The 17598-nt window shown below is 62.0% G+C and carries 12 protein-coding genes; 10 read left to right on the forward strand and 2 right to left on the reverse strand.

The annotated features are described in order from the left end of the window. Positions 1–38: 38 nt before the first annotated feature. From mnmG to ACXYL9_RS01850, 10 genes are all read left to right on the forward strand, one after another. The gene (gene mnmG, locus ACXYL9_RS01805; RefSeq protein WP_459037879.1) at positions 39–1892 is read left to right on the forward strand and encodes a tRNA uridine-5-carboxymethylaminomethyl(34) synthesis enzyme MnmG; all 1854 of its coding nucleotides are present in this window, start codon (positions 39–41) and stop codon (positions 1890–1892) included. Then, positions 1889–2524, forward strand: coding sequence for a 16S rRNA (guanine(527)-N(7))-methyltransferase RsmG (gene rsmG, locus ACXYL9_RS01810; RefSeq protein WP_459037880.1), 636 nt, complete (start codon positions 1889–1891; stop codon positions 2522–2524). Before mnmG ends, rsmG begins: the two co-directional genes overlap by 4 nt. Next, positions 2521–3297: a ParA family protein gene (locus tag ACXYL9_RS01815; protein ID WP_459037881.1), complete on the forward strand. Its 777-nt coding sequence runs from the start codon at positions 2521–2523 to the stop codon at positions 3295–3297. The genes rsmG and ACXYL9_RS01815 overlap by 4 nt, the downstream gene beginning before the upstream one ends. Beyond that, positions 3294–4268, forward strand: a complete 975-nt coding sequence (locus tag ACXYL9_RS01820) for a ParB/RepB/Spo0J family partition protein (RefSeq protein ID WP_459037882.1) — start codon at positions 3294–3296, stop codon at positions 4266–4268. Before ACXYL9_RS01815 ends, ACXYL9_RS01820 begins: the two co-directional genes overlap by 4 nt. Positions 4269–4668: 400 nt before the next feature. Next, the gene (locus ACXYL9_RS01825) at positions 4669–7197 is read left to right on the forward strand and encodes a hypothetical protein (protein WP_459037883.1); all 2529 of its coding nucleotides are present in this window, start codon (positions 4669–4671) and stop codon (positions 7195–7197) included. Beyond that, entirely contained in the window at positions 7194–7568 is a 375-nt protein-coding gene (locus tag ACXYL9_RS01830; RefSeq protein ID WP_459037884.1) for a response regulator, read from the forward strand. The genes ACXYL9_RS01825 and ACXYL9_RS01830 overlap by 4 nt, the downstream gene beginning before the upstream one ends. 13 nt (positions 7569–7581) lie before the next feature. Further along, positions 7582–10140: a poly-gamma-glutamate biosynthesis protein PgsC/CapC gene (locus ACXYL9_RS01835; RefSeq protein WP_459037885.1), complete on the forward strand. Its 2559-nt coding sequence runs from the start codon at positions 7582–7584 to the stop codon at positions 10138–10140. Beyond that, positions 10137–10907 (forward strand): hypothetical protein, encoded by a 771-nt coding sequence (locus tag ACXYL9_RS01840; protein ID WP_459037886.1) that lies wholly within the window; start codon positions 10137–10139, stop codon positions 10905–10907. Before ACXYL9_RS01835 ends, ACXYL9_RS01840 begins: the two co-directional genes overlap by 4 nt. Beyond that, complete coding sequence (locus tag ACXYL9_RS01845) at positions 10907–11785, forward strand: hypothetical protein (protein ID WP_459037887.1); 879 nt, start codon at positions 10907–10909, stop codon at positions 11783–11785. Before ACXYL9_RS01840 ends, ACXYL9_RS01845 begins: the two co-directional genes overlap by 1 nt. Beyond that, entirely contained in the window at positions 11782–15924 is a 4143-nt protein-coding gene (locus ACXYL9_RS01850; RefSeq protein WP_459037888.1) for a hypothetical protein, read from the forward strand. Before ACXYL9_RS01845 ends, ACXYL9_RS01850 begins: the two co-directional genes overlap by 4 nt. A 14-nt stretch (positions 15925–15938) precedes the next feature. On the opposite strand, the gene ACXYL9_RS01855 is transcribed toward ACXYL9_RS01850, so the two are convergent. After that, positions 15939–16868 (reverse strand): hypothetical protein, encoded by a 930-nt coding sequence (locus ACXYL9_RS01855; RefSeq protein ID WP_459037889.1) that lies wholly within the window; start codon positions 16866–16868, stop codon positions 15939–15941. Positions 16869–16870: 2 nt separating this feature from the next. Next, complete coding sequence (locus tag ACXYL9_RS01860) at positions 16871–17551, reverse strand: response regulator (protein ID WP_459039836.1); 681 nt, start codon at positions 17549–17551, stop codon at positions 16871–16873. Positions 17552–17598: the final 47 nt, after the last annotated feature.

Genomic DNA, 17598 nt, shown 5'->3' on the forward strand with positions numbered 1-17598 from the left:
GGGTGGCGAGGCGCGCGGCAGCACGGTATGGGCGCCCTATGCAACCCTATGATATCATCGTGGTCGGCGGCGGACATGCTGGCGTTGAAGCAGCATGTGTTGCGGCCCGCATGGGAGTTCGCACTGCTCTCGTGAGCTTTGATCCCACCAAGATCGGCGCGATGAGTTGCAATCCGGCCATCGGCGGACTCGGCAAGGGTCATCTTGTCCGCGAGGTCGATGCGTTCGACGGCATCATTGCCCGCGCTGCCGATGCCGCCGCAATCCATTACCGTATGCTCAACCGATCCAAGGGCAGCGCGGTATGGGGACCGAGGGTTCAGGCCGACCGCGACCTGTTTCTGGCTGCGGTGCAGCGGATGGTGACTGCGCATTCCAACCTCGAACTGGTTACTGGCGAAGTTTCTGCCCTTCGCTTTGACGGTGCCCGTGTCAGCGGGGTGGAACTTGCCGATGGGGCCGGGCTCGATGCGCAGGCGGTGATCCTGTGTACTGGGACCTTTCTGGGAGGGCGCCTGTTCCGGGGCGAGGAACGGCTAACCGGCGGTAGAATCGGCGAGGAAACTGCTTCTCGCCTTGCCGAGCAGATGTACGGCCTCTCCCTGCCGATGGCGCGCCTGAAGACCGGCACGCCGCCGCGGCTTGATGGCCGAACCATAGATTGGGCGAAATTGGAGCAACAGCCGTCGGACGGGGAGGGGTGGACGATGTCCGCCATCACCGAAGGACGGAGCAATCCGGAAGTGTTCTGTGCCATCACACGGACAAACGCGCAGGCACATGACATCATTCGCGCCAACCTGGACCGTTCGCCACTCTTCTCTGGCGCGATCGAGGCGGCCGGGCCGCGCTATTGTCCGTCCATCGAAGACAAGATTCACCGCTTTGGCGATCGCGATGGGCACCAGGTGTTCCTTGAGCCAGAGGGCCTCGGCACCCATCTGGTGTATCCTAACGGAATCAGTACTTCGCTGCCTACCGACGTCCAGTCGGCCATGTTGCGCGCTATGGACGGGCTAGCAAAGGTCGAAATGGTGGTTCCTGGCTATGCGGTGGAATACGACCATATCGACCCGCGATCACTGACCTCGGGACTTGAACTCAAGGACATCAAGGGACTGTTCTGTGCCGGCCAGATCAACGGCACCACAGGCTACGAGGAGGCAGCCGCACAAGGCCTGGTGGCAGGCATCCATGCTGCCAGCACCGTGCTTGACCGCGCCCCGCCGACCCTCGACCGCGCCAATAGCTATATCGCAGTGATGATCGACGATCTCACCTTGCAGGGTGTCAGTGAGCCTTATCGTATGCTCACGTCACGGGCGGAATACCGCCTGCGTCTCCGCGCCAATAATGCCTCGACCCGTCTGACCCCGCTGGCGATCGAAGCCGGTTGTGTGGACGATGACCGGCGAGACTGGTTCAATTGGCGGCTTACGAAACGGGAAACGCTGGATATTGCGCTGGAAAAGAGACTTACATCCAGTGATTTGCGGGCTTTGGAGATTGAAGTCCGCGCTGAGGCGGGGCCAATGACTTTGCGCGAATGGCTGCGTTTTCCCAGCATCACTCTGAGGGGTTTGAGCGATCAACTCAATCACTCCGACTTTGACGGAGATTTGCTCGACGAGGTTGAGGAAGAAGCGCGTTACGCGCCCTATCTCGCACGGCAGGAGGCGGAATTGCGCGAACTGCGCGCAAATGAAGCTGTCGTGCTCGATCCGAAATTTCCTTTCGCGCAGGTACCGGGCCTTTCTAACGAGATGATTGAACGTCTAGCCGGTGCTCGCCCTGAAACTCTGGCAGCTGCCGGGCGTGTGCCGGGAATCACCCCGGCGGCACTGGCGGCTGTGCTGGTCTATGCCCGCAAACGTGAAAGCCAGGCTGCGTGATTGAGACGGAACAGCAAGCGCGCGCATTCGTGGCCGAACGGTGCGATGCGCGGGCTCTCGACCGGCTGGATCAACTGGTTGAAGCGTTGCAAGAAGAAAACAGCCGGCAAAACTTGGTCTCTGCCAAATCACTCGCGCAAGTCTGGGTTCGCCACATCGCAGACAGCGCACAATTGCTCGATCATGTTCCACGTGGAACAGGTCCATGGCTGGATATGGGTTCCGGCGCCGGGTTTCCCGGTCTGGTCTTGGCGATCATGCAACCCGAATGCGAGATAACTCTTGTCGAATCGCGCAAGCGGCGGATCGAATGGCTGGAGCAGACTTCGTTGGAATTGGACCTGCCCAATTGCTCCATCCAAGGCATGAGGCTTGAGCAGATGAACCCGCTATTAGCCCGTGTCATAACGGCGCGGGCCTTCGCCCCGCTTGAGAAACTCCTCAAGTTGTCCGCAAGGTTTTCCACTGCCGACACGCTCTGGCTATTGCCCAAAGGGCGCTCGGGAGGGGTAGAGTTGCAAAGCCTCGTTCCGAAGTGGCGAAAAATGTTCCACGTGGAACAATCGCAGACCGACGCGGAAGCAGTCATCTTAGTCGGACAAGGGGCAATCGAAGGGAAGGGTGCGTCATGATCGTGATAGCGGTAGCGAACCAGAAGGGCGGGGTGGGCAAGACTACCAGCGCTATCAATATTGCCACTGCCATGGCCGCAACTGGTTGGAAAACCTTGCTTCTTGATCTCGATCCGCAGGGCAATGCCTCGACAGGCATGGGGATCGCTGGCGAAGATCGCGAGAATTCTGTCTACGATGTGTTGATTGACGAAGTGCCGATCAAAGAGTGTGTCCAGCCGACCAGCATACCGGGCCTCGATATTGTTCCGGCGACCCAGGATCTTAGCGGCGCCGAAGTCGAGCTCGTTTCGGTCGAGAATCGCACCCATCGCCTCCGCGCCGCGTTGGCGGACCACACTGATCACGAAATCTGCTTCGTCGATTGCCCACCATCCCTCGGGCTGCTGACCCTCAACGCCCTTTCAGCCGCCGATACCTTGCTGGTTCCGCTGCAATGTGAATTTTTTGCGTTAGAGGGCCTCAGTCAGCTGCTTCAGACCGTCGAGAGAGTGCAGCAGCGGTTCAATCCAGACCTGGGCATTATCGGCATCGCCTTGACGATGTTTGATCGACGAAACCGGTTGACTGACCAAGTTTCCGACGATGTTCGGGACTGTCTTGGCGATCTTGTTTTCAAGGCTGTCATTCCGCGCAATGTTCGGCTGTCGGAGGCGCCCAGCCACGGTCTGCCCGCGCTGGTCTACGATCACTCTTGCGCGGGTAGCCGCGCCTATATGGCGCTGGCGCGCGAGCTGATAGGCCGCCTGCCCGAACGAAGGAAAGCTGCATGAACAATCCAAGCGATCCCGTCCGTATCAGTGTTCCTGCCTCTGCTGACCGCAAGAAGAAGCTGGGAAAGGGTCTCGGCGCTCTCATGGGCGAGACTCGGCGCGAAGAGCCTCTTGTCAACCAAGCTCCTGATAACGAAAAGAAATCTGGCAGTTCGTCTCCTTTCTCGACGACCCAGAACGGGCTGGCCAACATCCCCGTTTCGAAAATCAAGCCACATCCGGGTCAGCCGCGTACCCATTTTGACGAGGATGCGCTGGCAGAGCTTGCGGCTTCCATTGAGGCGCGTGGCGTTATTCAGCCAATCATCGTGCGGCCGACCGGTGGGGGGCAATTCCAGCTTGTCGCGGGTGAACGGCGATGGCGGGCGGCACAGAAGGCGCGGTTGCACCTGATTCCCGCCATCGTGCGTGAACTCGAAGATCGCGAAGTGATGGCACTGGCGCTGATCGAGAATATTCAGCGCGAGGACCTCAATCCCATCGAGGAGGCGCGCGCCTATCATCGCCTTTCCGAAGATGAAGGCTTGAGCCAGGCCCATATCGCCAAGCTGGTCGACAAGTCTCGCAGCCACGTCGCCAACTTGCAGCGCCTGCTCGCGCTGCCTGGTCCGGTCATTGAACTGGTCGAACAAGGCAACTTGTCGATGGGTCATGCTCGGGCCCTGATCGGCAATGACGACGCTGTAGAGCTGGCCGAGGAGGCGATTGCCCGCAAGCTGTCCGTTCGGGAATTGGAGAAGCGCGTTCGCGGCGAAGCCCCACCCCGAAAATCTGGCGCCAAGCCGGTATCAAGTGACCCGATGAAGAACGCCGACATCGCGGCGGTCCAGGGCCACCTGGAGGAATTCCTGGGGCTGCCGGTCAAGATAAAGACCGATCCGGACCCGCGATCGGGGGCGGTCACGATCCGCTATCGTACGCTCGACCAGCTTGACCTGATCTGCCAGCGATTGACCGGCGGAGATATTTAGCAGGCGATTCAATCGGTTAGATCGTAACGATGGATTGGCGTCAGAACGCTGACCTGTGGTGCGTTTTCCAAGCCATCCGCGAGCGGAAACTAACGCGAAATTAACCACGAAAGCCTAGCCTTTCTCGCATCGAGGGCATCCGCGCGACTAGTGCGCGAGTGTCATTATGCGAGGGGCGCACTTTCTTGGCCGATCTGGATAATAGGAAAGCCGGCAACGCCAGATGTTGCAAGGCCGCGCAAGCTGGCAGGATCCCGGCTACCTTGCCACGGGGCCCAAAGTCGCGCCGCGCAACTCTGCCTGGTCGTTTTTCCATTGCTACAGACCCAGAAGAATTCTCGTGAACTCGGTCCGGCAATTCCTTCCCACCCGCCATGACCTCCGTCGCGCCGTCAAGATCATGGCGCGCGAAGGAGTGGGTAGCTGGATAGTCGTAGCTCTCGTGGTTGGCGCGCTCGCCTCGCTACACCAGACACACACATTCAGCATGACCGACGGGCGGTTCTTCGACATGGCATCGAGCGCGGGCCGAGCTGCTCGTCCGGCGGTGGTGGTTGTGGAGCGCGATGCTGCGTTTGCGCGCATGGGCCCCGACCGCCATGCCCATCTGGAGCGTCTGTTGGCGCGGTTGGGGGCCGAACGTATCGGTTATCTAGGGATTTCCCGGCGCGCCGGATCTGCCCAGCCTCCAATCCCCGTGGTCCAGGCAGTCGCGCCGCGCCCATTGCCAGCCAGCGACCGCTGGGTTCTACCGCGCAACCGCACTACAGCCTTGCAGGGTGCCCGTACGCTTCCAGCTGCGCAATATGGCATCTATCGCCGGCAATGGACCGCGATCGACGGCATCGACGGACCGATTCCGACCTTCGAAACCGCGCTCGCCGATCGTACCACCGGGTCAATCGAAAGGTTCTTCGTCCGCATTCCTGCCAGCCAGAGCATTCCCTCCATCACCGCCAGTCAAATCCTCGACGGGCAACTCGCCGCCGGGGAATTGGCGGGCACCGTGGCAATCCTGGCTGGTCCAGATACCTTACGTGGTTCGCTGACGACACCGCTCGCACCCAATACCCGCTCGACAAGCGAGGCAGAGTTCCGCGCATATGGAATCCAGGCCCTGCGAACAGGCCGCCTCGTTCTCCCGGCACGGGATTGGGAGGCACTGCTGCTGATCATGGCGCTTGGCATGGCAACCGCATTCGCATTCCAGCGCAGCGATCCCAAGCGGCTTGCGGTGCTATTGCCGGTCGCCATCAACGCCTTGACGATAGCGATCGCTTGGGCCGCGCTCGAGTTTGCTGGACGTTTGCTGCCACTGACTGCCATGCTCGCGGCCCCCTGGCTGGTAGCTTTCCTGCGGGTTCTGGGGCGCGAGCGGCGGCAGGACAGGAGGCTAGAGGATGCCGCGGCCCGCGCTGTCCAGCACGCATTTGGCCGGTCGGCATTGCGCGAAGGTGCGCGATTGCCGGAGTTTCTTCGCGATGCTGCGCGGCTGGCTGCAGTGGATCAGAGCCTGCTGATCGAACGGCGCAGCGATGGCCAGATCGGGGCTCTGACCGCGCATAACGCAGAATTCTCCGATATCGCCCTCTCGCCGGCCGAACTCGAGCCCATGCTGGATAAGCTGCGCCGTCGCCATGCCGCGATCACGGCAGATGCTATCGTTCCCGGCTGGACCGGACAGGCGCGAATAACCTGGCTCGGCGGTACGGGCCGCGACCTCTACTGGCTTTATACCCTGCCGCAGACGGGCAATGTTCGCCGCTCCGCCTTCCTGGTGCGCGCAATTGCCGGGTCATTCCGCGAGCTCTTCCGGTGGCGTGCCCACCTGAATTCGCGCGACCGGCTCGATGAACGCTTCGTACCGGTCGACAGCAAAGTAGCCAGCGCCATCTCGCTAGTGGCCCAATCTTCGGACCAGATCCGCCATGGCTTCGACACGGTCGGCACCGCGGTGATGATTTTCCACATGGTCGGATCACCGCTGCACGCCAACGCGCCGATGCAAGATCTCTACCGCCAGGCAGGCCTCGCCGTATCCGAAACATCGCTGGTCGAGGCATTGCTTGCCCTGACAGAACTCGATGGTGAGCGGATCGACGCCATGCTGCAGGACCTGCTCCTCCACGGCGGAGAAATGCGGGTGCCAATGCGACAGTTGGGTCCGGAAGAACGCATATTTCGCGTTGCCGCTCCGAAGCGCATCGCTCGCAGCCGAGATCGAGTGATCGTGCTCGAGGCGATAGACGTATCCGAATTGCACCGGGCGGCCGACCTCCGGCAGGCCGTAGCGCTGTTCATGGATCTCCAGCTCCGCAACGATTTCGAGGCTATCATGCTCGGCAGCGAGCTGGCTTCGGACCCGCGAGTCACTGTGGAACAGATCCGACCGATCGTTTCGCGGATCACCGAGACCACGCGGCGCGCGATCGATCGCCTCGACGAAGTTGCAGAGCTGGTGCGCGCGGACATCTGGAACCTGGCCGAAAGCAGTTATCCGGTCGACGCCCGGTCGGTCGTCATCGATGCGGTCGATCGCTCGCAGGAGTTCGCGAAGGAATTGTCGGTCGAACTGGTGACCGAATTGCCCGGTGCCAGCGGGTTCACTATCGCCGAACCGGCGGCGCTAGGTGCCATGATGCGCGCGATGCTGCGGGTGCTGATTGCCGATACCCCGCAAGGAGATACCGTCCGCCTGACACTCGAGGAGCTCGAAGAACGCACACATATCCGGATATCCGGTGGCTTCGGCATCGCGCTCGAGCGCCTGTTGCAGCTATTGTCGGGCCAGGAGGGCGAAGCAATGGGTGAATTTCGCACGATTTCGGACGGAATGTCCAAGGCTGTGCAATGGGATGCCAGCGTCTCCTATTGGGGGCGCGAGTCCGACGGCTTTGGTTTCAACATTGATTTGAGGCGAATTGGATGAGCGCACAACGCATCTTGATCGTCGACGACGATACAATCCTGAGTGGCCTGCTGCAACTTACGCTGGAACTGGAAGGTTATGCCGTCACGACAGCAGCCAACGGCGCGGAGGCGCTGGCCAGGCTGGAAGTCGAGAAATTCGATCTCATCATTCTTGATATCGTCATGCCGACGATGGACGGGATAAAGTTTCTGCGCGTTCTCGGCGACAGCAATCTCGAGCGCCCGCCGATCATTGTCATTTCTTCCAAGGCTGGCAATGAATTGACCGACCATTACCGTTCGTTTGGCGTGGTCGGGATCGCCCGCAAGCCGGTCGAGCCCGGCTTGCTGGTACAACGTGTGTCCGCAGCGCTGCAGGGCCAACCATGAGTTAGCCGCGCGCATGGACCTCTTTCCTCTCACCCTGTTTCCCGACGGCGCGCTGGCCAGCTCGGTCATCACCACCGTGTGGGTGGGGGTGTTCGTCCTGTGCTTTTTCAACCTTCGGTTCGGCTGGGTACTCTCGGGCCTCGTCGTTCCGGGCTATCTGGTCCCGCTGGTGATCGTGAAACCGGTTGCCGCGCTGGTGATCGTGATCGAGGCGATCCTTACCTATCTGATCGTCTGGACCTTCTCCGAACGGATTAGCCGGGGGCGCTTCCCGGCGCTGTTCGGGCGTGACCGCTTCATGGGGCTGATCCTGGCAAGCATCGCGGTGCGGCTGTCGATGGATGGTGTAATCCTGCCCGAATTCGCCGACTGGATGCAGGAGAATTTCGATCGCCGTTTCGATTGGCGCGATAATCTGCAAAGCTTTGGCCTGGTCATCATATCGCTGTTGGCCAACCAGTTCTGGAAGCCGGGCCTGGGGCGTGGACTGGCCGCGGCGGTCGTCACCATCGGTCTGACCTACCTGATTGTCCGCTTCGGACTGATGGAATTCACCAATTTCCGCATGAGTGGGGTGTCCTACCTGTACGAGGGCCTCGCCAGCTCGATCCTGGCCAGTCCCAAGGCCTATATCATCCTGACCCTGACGGCGATGATCGCGAGCCAGGTTAATGTTCGATACGGCTGGGACTTTTCCGGGATCCTCATCCCGGCGCTGATCGCGTTGCAATGGTATCAACCGACCAAGGTCCTGACGTCCTTCGCCGAAGCAATCGTCATTTACCTGATCGCGCGGGCCATCCTCAAAATGCCGATGATGGCTAACGCGACCATCGAGGGCGGACGCAAGCTGCTCTTGTTCTTCAACATATCCTTCGCCTGGAAGATGCTGGTCGGCTGGGCGGTGGTGTGGATGGGCCTCGACGTCAAGACGACCGACTTCTACGGGTTCGGCTACCTCCTCTCCACGCTGATCGCGATCAAGGCGCACGACAAGAACATCTTTCCCCGGCTGGCGCGTTCCACCCTGCAGGTGAGCCTGCTGGGAGCGGTGTTCGGGAACCTGTTCGGTTTCGCGCTCTCGGCAGCGGTCACCAAAGTCAGTTCTGCGGACGACACAGCTAAGGGAGCTGCAGCCTCCCCGTCGCGCACTCCGCAATTGGACAACTTGTTGGTGCAGGCCGTCGGAGATGCCCATGTCAGGCGAATGCGGGGCAAGGCGCATCCTCTCTCGCCGCAATCCGCAGAGACGCTCGCGGGTCTCATCGAGATGTTTGAAGCGGGAATACCGGCGACCAGCCCGGCTTTCGACCTTACGGCCGACGACTGGCGTGTCCAGCGTGTCGAAGGCGGCCATTTCGCTATCATCCGGGCAGACGGTGCCGGGGCGGAAACGCTGATCTTCGATCCATCGGCCAGTCGCGAGCTGGCGGTCGTGCTTCCTGACCCGACTGCTTTGCCCGGTCTTGGTCTTGCGGGACGGGAGTTGCAACGCGCACAGGATGCGCGCTGGCTTGTCATTGCCGCACCGGCCCCTTCTACGGCACTGGTCGAGACCGGAGTGGTCGATGTGTTCCGGTCCACCAGCAATGACGCACGCCTGCGGGTGGAGGGGGATCGCGGCGCTGTCGGTTCCCAGGCCATATTCGCCGATCGTTCGGCCAGCGCAGCGGATATTTCCGCCTTGCGTGAAACGCTGCCGGGCCTTGCGGTCACGCTGCGGGCCTATGCTACGCAAAGGATCGGGGATGTGGCCCGAATCGTACTTGACCAGGCGGCTGTCGATAGCCTGGCGCGGGCGGTTTTCGAGGGTGAGGATCACCAGCAGGCCCGGCTGGTGCGCTGCACTATGCCGCGGGCAGGCAACCTCTCAAGAGGGTGGAGCGATCTTGGCCAGCTCGCCTACCTCCGCTTCGAGATCGCCCGGCCGATGCTGGCGAGCGTGAGGGAAGGATCGAGACCTGCGCTTGCCGTCGCGGCGGCACGGTTAGGCGGGTTTGAACTGGATCGATGCCGACTGGCCGGACGCAACCAGTGGAGGCTTCATGCACCTTTGCGAGACGACGGTATCGCCTTCTTCGCTGAAGGACAAAAGCCGGAGAAGGTGGTCTTGAGCTATCGTCCACCTGACGGTGCACTCGCTGCTCGCATTGGTGCTGCGACCTATAGCGAATGGGAGGGTGACGCCTTGATCGTGGCCCCCCGAAGCGACACCCTGTTTCGGTCCTCACGATCGAGCTTTGATGTATTGTGGCAGATTGTGGTTCGGGCGCAGGAACGGAGCGAACAGGTTTCGATCCTCCAGCTTCGCGAGGCGCCGTCATCGGTCTGGCCTCGCCAACTTGCCCAGGACGTTGTGATCGCGCGCGATAGGGTCGGCGCACCGGATGAAGAATTCGAGGCCTTGCTTAGTGCGATGCGAAGCGCGGGCCTGCGGGCTGAGCTGGCTGATGCGGATCCGCGCTGGGCGGGCTTCGAGAGACGTCCGGGTACGGCGCTGCGTTATCTCACCCAGACAAGCGGGCGTCGCTATGCGATCGGCTGGGTGATTACGCCTGAGCAGGCGCCATGAGCCTCAGTTTTCTCACCCGCCTGATCATTTTCCTTTCAGCGCTCGCCCTGGTTGCAGTCGGCGGCTGGCAGGTTGGTCCAACGCTCGCGAGCTATCTGGCAGAGGCGCAATCCTCGACTACCCTCGACGCCGATATCGACGATCGCTCGATCGTTTACCGGCTTCGCAGCGACCGCCCGCTTGAATTTGCCTCGAGCCAGCCGGTCGACGTTCTTCGCGGCCTTGTCCAGGCTTCGGTTTCCCGCGACGAGCGCGCCCGGGTCGAGGGTTTCGTATATTCGATCGAGGTTACCTTGTTCGGAATCGACGGCTCGTTACTCGACAAGCATGTGGTCGCCTTGCACTCCGATGCGCCGGATCATGTGTTCGCCACCGGCGAGACTTGGCGGTTCTTTCGCAACCGGCCCGAACTCGCAGCGGGGATGGACGAAATCGTGGTCGAGGCCTCGGCCCCGATAGGCCGGTCGCAATGGCGCCTTGTGGAAGCCGACCCGGCGGTGCGTGCGGTGGATATCCGGGTCTATGAGCGTCGGCCGCTTTTGGCCTCGCAGGCGCTGACGAACTTCCGTCGTCGCAGCCCCGAAGAACAGGCAATGCTCGCTCAGGGCAATGCCTTCCCGCCAGACATGATGACGGGTGAGGAAATGGCCTATGCCGCTATCAACATGTGGCGCCCGCTCGGTCCGGCTGGCATTGCCGGGCGCGACTACGAGGCGCTGGTGCTGTACGAGGGCACGCGCCGCGACCGGACAAGGGTGAGGGAGTAATGCGTCATGCACCATTCGCGATCCTTGCCGGGCTTGGCCTGACCGTGCTGGCCGGACTTTCTGCTGTGCTGTTTCCGCCCTTGCGCGACGCGATCGGTATCGCGGCGCCGAGTACATCGGAGCTGGCTGCCAGCGAGATGCTGTTCAACCACGCGCTTGATGGCGGCACGGCGGCGGCACAGCGGCGCTATTCCCAACCGGCTGGCTTCACGGTCCTGCCGATAGACCAGCAATGGCAAGGCACCTTGTTGAAGGAAGCCGATGGGCAATGCGAGGGGCGAGGGACCTATCTCGTCCGCGAACATCAAGCGGCTGTGCCTCTGGCCCTGACCGCGCCTCATCGCGGAGCCGACCGACATACCGGCACCTTGGCCGCGCAACTGTTTACGGAATCGAAGGCGGCCGCTGCGGCGTGGAACTCGGCCCCACGGCGACCGACATCCGAATGCCCTGCAGCCGTCGACCTGGCGCGCGTGCACGACCATCCCTTCACCACTTTTGCGCTGGCATTCGCAAATCGCCATCCCGGCGGACGGATGGTCCAGCTGCATGGTTTTGACCGCGCCCGGCGTCGTGATGCCGCCAGCAGCGAAGCGAGCATTATTGTCAGCAACGGGACCTCCAGCCCGGACAAGGGGCTGCTCGATCTCGCCGACTGTCTGAGCGTCGCCTTCGACCCGCTTCCCGTCCGCGTCTTCCCCCTTGAAACCAGCGAGCTCGGCGCGCTTTCCAATGCGCAAGGCTTGGCCCTGCGCGATGCCGGATTTGACGGTTTCGTGCATCTCGAACTGGCTGCCGACTTGCGGCTCTCCTTGACCCGTGATGCCCAGTTGCGCGCGCAGCTTCTTTCCTGCCTTGTTTCGGGCCTGCGCGGATGAAGCCGCCGGCACTTCTCGATCTGACTGCGCGCCTGGAGCATGGCTATGCGCCGCGGCTCGCGCCAATCTATGCCGACCTGCGCGACGAGGTACTGGCTTACGCACAGGACCGCGCCGGCCCGTCGCAGGCCCATCGCCATGCCGAGGTATTGGCGCATTTTTGCGAGCGGCAGGTGGAAAGCCTGTCCGAACTGGCCAAGGCCGAGGCATCTTTCCAGGCCCGCTACGCCAGCGCGCTTGATGAATCGGAGAAAAGGGCGGCAATCCTTGCTTTTGTTGCCGCGTTGGGCGCCACGCCCCGGCAACAGCGGCGGGACAGCAAGGCGTTCGACAAGTTTTTCGATGCCGATGCCGCACTCGAGCGATTCACTAAGCGGAGCGGTGAGCGCGAGCGTGCATTGGCCTACGGGATGGAGCGTCTCGGTATCGCGATGCGGCAGGCGGTGTCCGAATCGCAGGACATATTCATCAGCACCTTCTTCGCCGAGACCTACCTTCCGCTCCTCGCGCGCATTCGCGCCTGGCCGGGCGATCCGCGCGTCCGACAGGCGGCACATTCCTGCGTGCGCGAAATGGCTGCCGGGATTGACCAGCGAGTGTGGGCGTCTTGGTTCGACAGCCTTCTGAGTGCGACGCGCCGGGTCTGCCTTGACGATAACGAGGCGGTGTGGACGAAATGCGCGGCAATCGATGCCTTGCTCGAACTCTCGCCTGAATCACTTCCCTCGGTGATCGATCGCAAGTTATCGGGCGACCTTGCGAGCAAGTCCGAAGCTCAACGCGACAAGACGCTATTCGTCCAGCGCCACCTGGTGCGTCTGTTGTGTCGCAACTTCGACCGCAATGCGAAATTCGCGCGCTACATCCCTATCCTTGCCAACAGCCCCGAAGGCGCGGTGCGTCAGGTATTTGCCGAGTGTCTGCATCTTTTGCCGCCTGAACAGGCAAAGGGCCTCATGACCCGCCTGCGGGTGGACAGGGACCACCAGGTGCGTGCGGCTGTATTCGCCGATCCGCCTGCCATCATCCCGGTGGTCGGCGCCAAGGCCTATGTTACCCATGTCGCCCGCATCCTCACCCATGATGACCACGAATTCGTTTTGCGGATCGCGCTGGACGCGGCGGCCGCGACGATACAATTCCTGCGCGGTTTCGAGCGCGATGCCTTGGCCGAGGCCGGGGAGACCATCAATGCCGCCCTGTCAAAGCTGCAGCATCGTAACACCAATGGTAAGGTCCTGCGCTGGCTCGACGAGGCCCGCGAACGAATCTGGCTCTGCAGCGATAGCGAGGCTCTGGAGGTCGCCGCAATATTGCAGCAGGCAATGGAGGGTCTGACGGAAGGGCGCTTGCGTCGGGCGCGGGCCTTGCGCCCCTATCTCGAGGAAGACCGCGAGCGGGTGGGCCGGATCATGGCCATAGTTGCGCAGCGCGACTTCGGCATCTCGCTTGATCCGTCGCGCTCCTGCTCGCTGCAGAAAGGCGAATTCTTCCGCCGGCGCCTATGGCGGATCCTGTTCGAGGGCCGCAACAGCTCGACCGACAAGCGACAGGCTTTCCGCCACGCCATCGGGCGCGACTATCATGGCACGATCTGGGCGCCGAGCGCGCGGATGGCCGAACTGGCGCCGACCAAGGTACCCGGCGAACCCTTGTTTGAAAGCAGCGAAGGCGGCTGGCGCAATTATTTGCCGTTGCTCGACCAGATCCTGTCAGCGCTCGATAAAGGAACGACCTGCGAAATCTATACCAGCGCCGGGATTACCAGCATCACGCCGCCCGATGGCATCGTCCGTCGGACCCGAGCATTCTGGAAGCTCTCGCGCGACTTTCCGCGGCTGGCATCGCTGCGCAACCGCGATCCGCTGGAATTTGTGGCCGCAATTCGCGCGCTACAGGTCGATATCTCGTTCCGTCCCTATCGCGGTGCCGCCACCGCGCCCAATCCGCAGGTAGTACGCTTGTACGGGGTCGGCGGCGCGTTTGCTGCCTTGCCGGTACTGTGGGACCGCGCAGTGGCCTATTTCTCCACCGTATTTGCCAACAATTTGCTCGAACTGGGGGTGTTTCTCGGCCTCGCAAGCCTGTGGTTTTTCGGTCGTCATATCGCGCTCGGCATTCATGCACGGCGGCTGCGCAACCGCTTGAGCCTGGTGCTGGGCGGCTGGGGCACGCGTGGGAAATCCGGTACCGAACGCTTGAAGGCGGGGCTGGTCAACGCGCTCGGCCCGTCGATCGTGTCGAAGACCACAGGGTGCGAAGCCATGTTCTTGCTGGGGCAACCTTTTGGCGAGCTGACCGAAATGTTCCTTTTCCGCCCCTACGACAAAGCGACGATCTGGGAGCAATATAACCTTCTCAAGACCTCCGACGGCCTCGATACACGGGTATTCCTGTGGGAATGCATGGGGCTCAATCCTGCCTATGTGAAGGTGCTGCAGCAGGACTGGATGCGCGATGATATCGGCACCATCACCAACACCTATCCCGACCACGAGGACGTGCAGGGCCCGGCCGGGCGCAACATCCCCGAGGTGATGTGCGAGTTCATTCCGCACGATTCGCTGTTGCTGACGACCGAGGAGGAAATGCTCCCGATCCTCGCCGAAGGGTCCGACCGCGCCCGCACAGAAATGCGGGCGGTGACCTGGAAGGAAGCCGGCCTGGTCCACCAGACCCTGCTCGACCGCTTCCCTTACGAGGAGCACCCTTACAATATCGCGCTGGTCACCGAAATGGGGGCCGAGCTCGGCCTCGAAGCCGACTTCTGCGTCAAGGAGATGTCCGACCGGGTGGTGGCCGACCTGGGCGTCCTCAAGACCTATCCGCGCTCGCACATCAAGGGGCGGACGCTGGAATTCGTCATGGGCATGTCGGCCAATGAGCGCTTCGGGGCCATGGGCAATTGGGATCGGATGGGATTCGCCAAGCACGATCTGTCACGCGATCCGGAGATCTTCGTCTCCACCGTGGTCAACAATCGCGCCGACCGCGTCCCGCGCAGCCGGGTCTTCGCCCGCATGCTGGTGCATGACGTGGCCGTCGACCAGCATGTGCTGATCGGATCGAATATCGAAGGCTTACTCGGTTTCATCGAAGAAGAATGGCAAGCCTATGCAGCCGAACTCACATTGGCGGAAGATGGCGTCGAGCCCGCGGCTAAGCTTGAGGCGCTTGCCCGACATCAGAGGATACCGGTCACCATTGAGCAGCTCGAAGGCAGGCTGGCCGCCATGATCGCGGGCGTCGGCGGCGAGGAGCAGACCGATAAGGCGCTAGAGGCTGCGCGAGGTGGCGATCTCGCGGGCTGGCTGCAGCAGGCCGGCATCCCCCACGCCGATGCGATTGCCAAGTTCCACGCCGACCAGGCGGAACTGTTCAGCGAATATGGCGCGTTGGCCGAAGCTGCAGCACGCGGAAGCGTGGATGACCAGGCGATGCGTACGTTATTGGGCAAGGCATTTCACGCCAAGCTCCTGCCGGTCCATGATTTCTACATCAAAGGCGAGGAGATCGTCCGACTCATCGCTGAAAAGACGCCGCCCGGCCTCGTGAATCGGATCATGGGGATGCAGAACATCAAGGGCACTGGCCTCGACTGGGTCTACCGCTGGCAGGCGTGGGAACTGGTCGCGCGCGCTTGCGAACAGCTCGGTGACGAGGATCCGGGCGTGGTCGAGAAGGGCTTCCGCTTCCTCGCATCCTTCCGCGAGTTCGGCGTGTTGAGCGATGCGGCCGTGCGCGAGGCAGCGGCAAAGCTGCGCGGACGACTTGACCAGATTCCCGCCATTTCCTCGCCGCAGGTTGATGCCCTGGAGGCCAGCCTGGCCGCACAGATGGCCAAGTTCGACACGCCCGACCCTGCCGAAGTCGCTACCGCGGCTCCCGAGGGCGGGGCTCTTTCCTCGATTGGCTCGGCTGTCGTCACCTTTGTCGAGGCTTTCATCGACGCTGGCGATGCGGTGCGGAGACGCCGGAAAACCGATCGCATCTACAAGGCGCTGATAGAGGAACAGATCTCGAGCCAGCGTGCCGCTGCCGAGCTCAAGAAGCTGACCTCGCGTCAGAAGGGCGGCTGGCTGGCGAGCGATTTCCGGGAAGTGACGGGGAGGCTGTCCGGCGCATTGCGCGGATCGTGACGCAATGGCCCGGCTTAGAACCGATAACCTAGCGTCAGCCCGAGCCGGATCGCGTCATTGTCGTACCGCGTATCGTTCGACTGGCGTAGCCTGTATTCGGCGTTGGCTTCGGCAAAGAACCCGCCGGGATTGCTGAAAGCCAACTCAATCCGTGGCGCTACATAGCTGTCGGCCCGCATCCCGCCCAAGGGGTCTCCCAAGGCCAGGCGGTCGTCATAGGACCATTCACGATACTCGATCGAAGGGCGCAGGCGCAGGCGCTTGGCAATCGGACGGCTGTATTTCAGTCGGACGACACTTCGCTGGTAGCTGCGCCGCTGTGAATCATCGCTGTCCATGACATCGTGGCGCGCATCGATCCGCAGCCAGTGATAGGAACCGAGCCGGCGATTGTACTGCGCCGCGAAATTCCACCCTGTGCCATCGGCGGGGGTGGTCAAATCGTATTCGCGTTCGCGATAATCGGCATAGAGGCGCACGCGATCATTGCCCTCCTGCCATTGTAGCCGCAGGCCGACGCTGGTCTGGTCGGCGCTGCTTGCTTCGAGCACACCGACATTTTCGATCCGGCGCAGGCGCACGCGCATCTCTATCGAATCGAACAGCTCCTGCCGGAGTTCGACCGCGCCACCATAGCTGGTGCGGTCGCTGCGGGTCTCGTCATTGAAAGCGAAATGGCCTGCTTCAAGTTCGACACGCGCTCCCGTTGTCTTGCCGAGGTCGAAATCGAGCCCGACTTCACCGCCAATAGCGAAGCCGGAGCTGTCGATCTCTTCGTCGTCGTCAAAATCGAGGTCCGACTGGACCACGCGGAAGTTTATCTGGGCGTAAGGGTCGATAGAAACCAGGCTGTTGTCCTGTGCCTCGACCTGCGCCGGCACCGTGATGACGCCAGCGGCGAGCGCCAAGGCACCCAGTGTACGGAAAGGGCGAAGCCAGCGCATCCTCAGATCCGCCGCTCGATTGCCAGTGCGGCCCGTTCGATGACTTCACGCAAATTGCCGTTTTCGAAGAAGGTCGCCATCAACTCGATCTCGAGTCTGCGCGCATCCTCGCCAAGTTCGGTTTCGCCGAAAGAGCCAGCAGTTCCAGCCAACTGATGCAGTATCCGACGCAATTCGACGATGATCTTTTCCGACAGGTCGCCGGTCTCCAGCGCTGTCTGCAAGGCGGCCAGTGTTGTCACCTTCCGTTGGCGGAACTGCTCTGCGAGCGCATCGAAAGCAGCCGGGCGCATGGCGCGCACACGGCATGGTTCGCGGTGTCCCCAAGCCTCCATCGTGGCCCGCAGGCTGTCGAGCGATACGGGCTTTTCCAGGAACGCCTGCATGCCGGCCTGGCGATAGGTTCGTACCTCTTCGATGTTGGCAGCTGCGGTGATGGCGACGATTGGCAATTCATGCGCGGAGATTCCGTCGGAACGCAAGCGGGCCGCGGTCTCGATCCCGTCGAGGATCGGCATCATAATGTCGAGCAGCAGCAGCGAGTAGGGTGCGTTGGCGGCGATGGCCGCATGGACGGATTCGATAGCCTCGAGACCATTGGCCACGACATCCATCCTAATGGATAGTCGGTCAGCCATGGCCTGCATCATCTCGGCGCTGATCTTGGTATCTTCAGCCAGCAGGACGCGGGGGGGGGGGGGGGGGGGGGGGGGAGGGGGGAGGGGAGGAG

This window comes from Qipengyuania sp. CAU 1752 (genome assembly GCF_054482615.1).

Bases quoted from the DNA above. Each gene is read 5' to 3' on its own strand.
- mnmG (WP_459037879.1), top strand. From the start codon at position 39: ATGCAACCCTATGATATCATCGTGGTCGGCGGCGGACATGCTGGCGTT.
- ACXYL9_RS01815 (WP_459037881.1), top strand. From the start codon at position 2,521: ATGATCGTGATAGCGGTAGCGAACCAGAAGGGCGGGGTGGGCAAGACT.
- ACXYL9_RS01820 (WP_459037882.1), top strand. From the start codon at position 3,294: ATGAACAATCCAAGCGATCCCGTCCGTATCAGTGTTCCTGCCTCTGCT.
- ACXYL9_RS01825 (WP_459037883.1), top strand. From the start codon at position 4,669: ATGGCGCGCGAAGGAGTGGGTAGCTGGATAGTCGTAGCTCTCGTGGTT.
- ACXYL9_RS01830 (WP_459037884.1), top strand. From the start codon at position 7,194: ATGAGCGCACAACGCATCTTGATCGTCGACGACGATACAATCCTGAGT.
- ACXYL9_RS01835 (WP_459037885.1), top strand. From the start codon at position 7,582: ATGGACCTCTTTCCTCTCACCCTGTTTCCCGACGGCGCGCTGGCCAGC.
- ACXYL9_RS01840 (WP_459037886.1), top strand. From the start codon at position 10,137: ATGAGCCTCAGTTTTCTCACCCGCCTGATCATTTTCCTTTCAGCGCTC.
- ACXYL9_RS01845 (WP_459037887.1), top strand. From the start codon at position 10,907: ATGCGTCATGCACCATTCGCGATCCTTGCCGGGCTTGGCCTGACCGTG.
- ACXYL9_RS01850 (WP_459037888.1), top strand. From the start codon at position 11,782: ATGAAGCCGCCGGCACTTCTCGATCTGACTGCGCGCCTGGAGCATGGC.
- ACXYL9_RS01855 (WP_459037889.1), bottom strand. From the start codon at position 16,868: ATGCGCTGGCTTCGCCCTTTCCGTACACTGGGTGCCTTGGCGCTCGCC.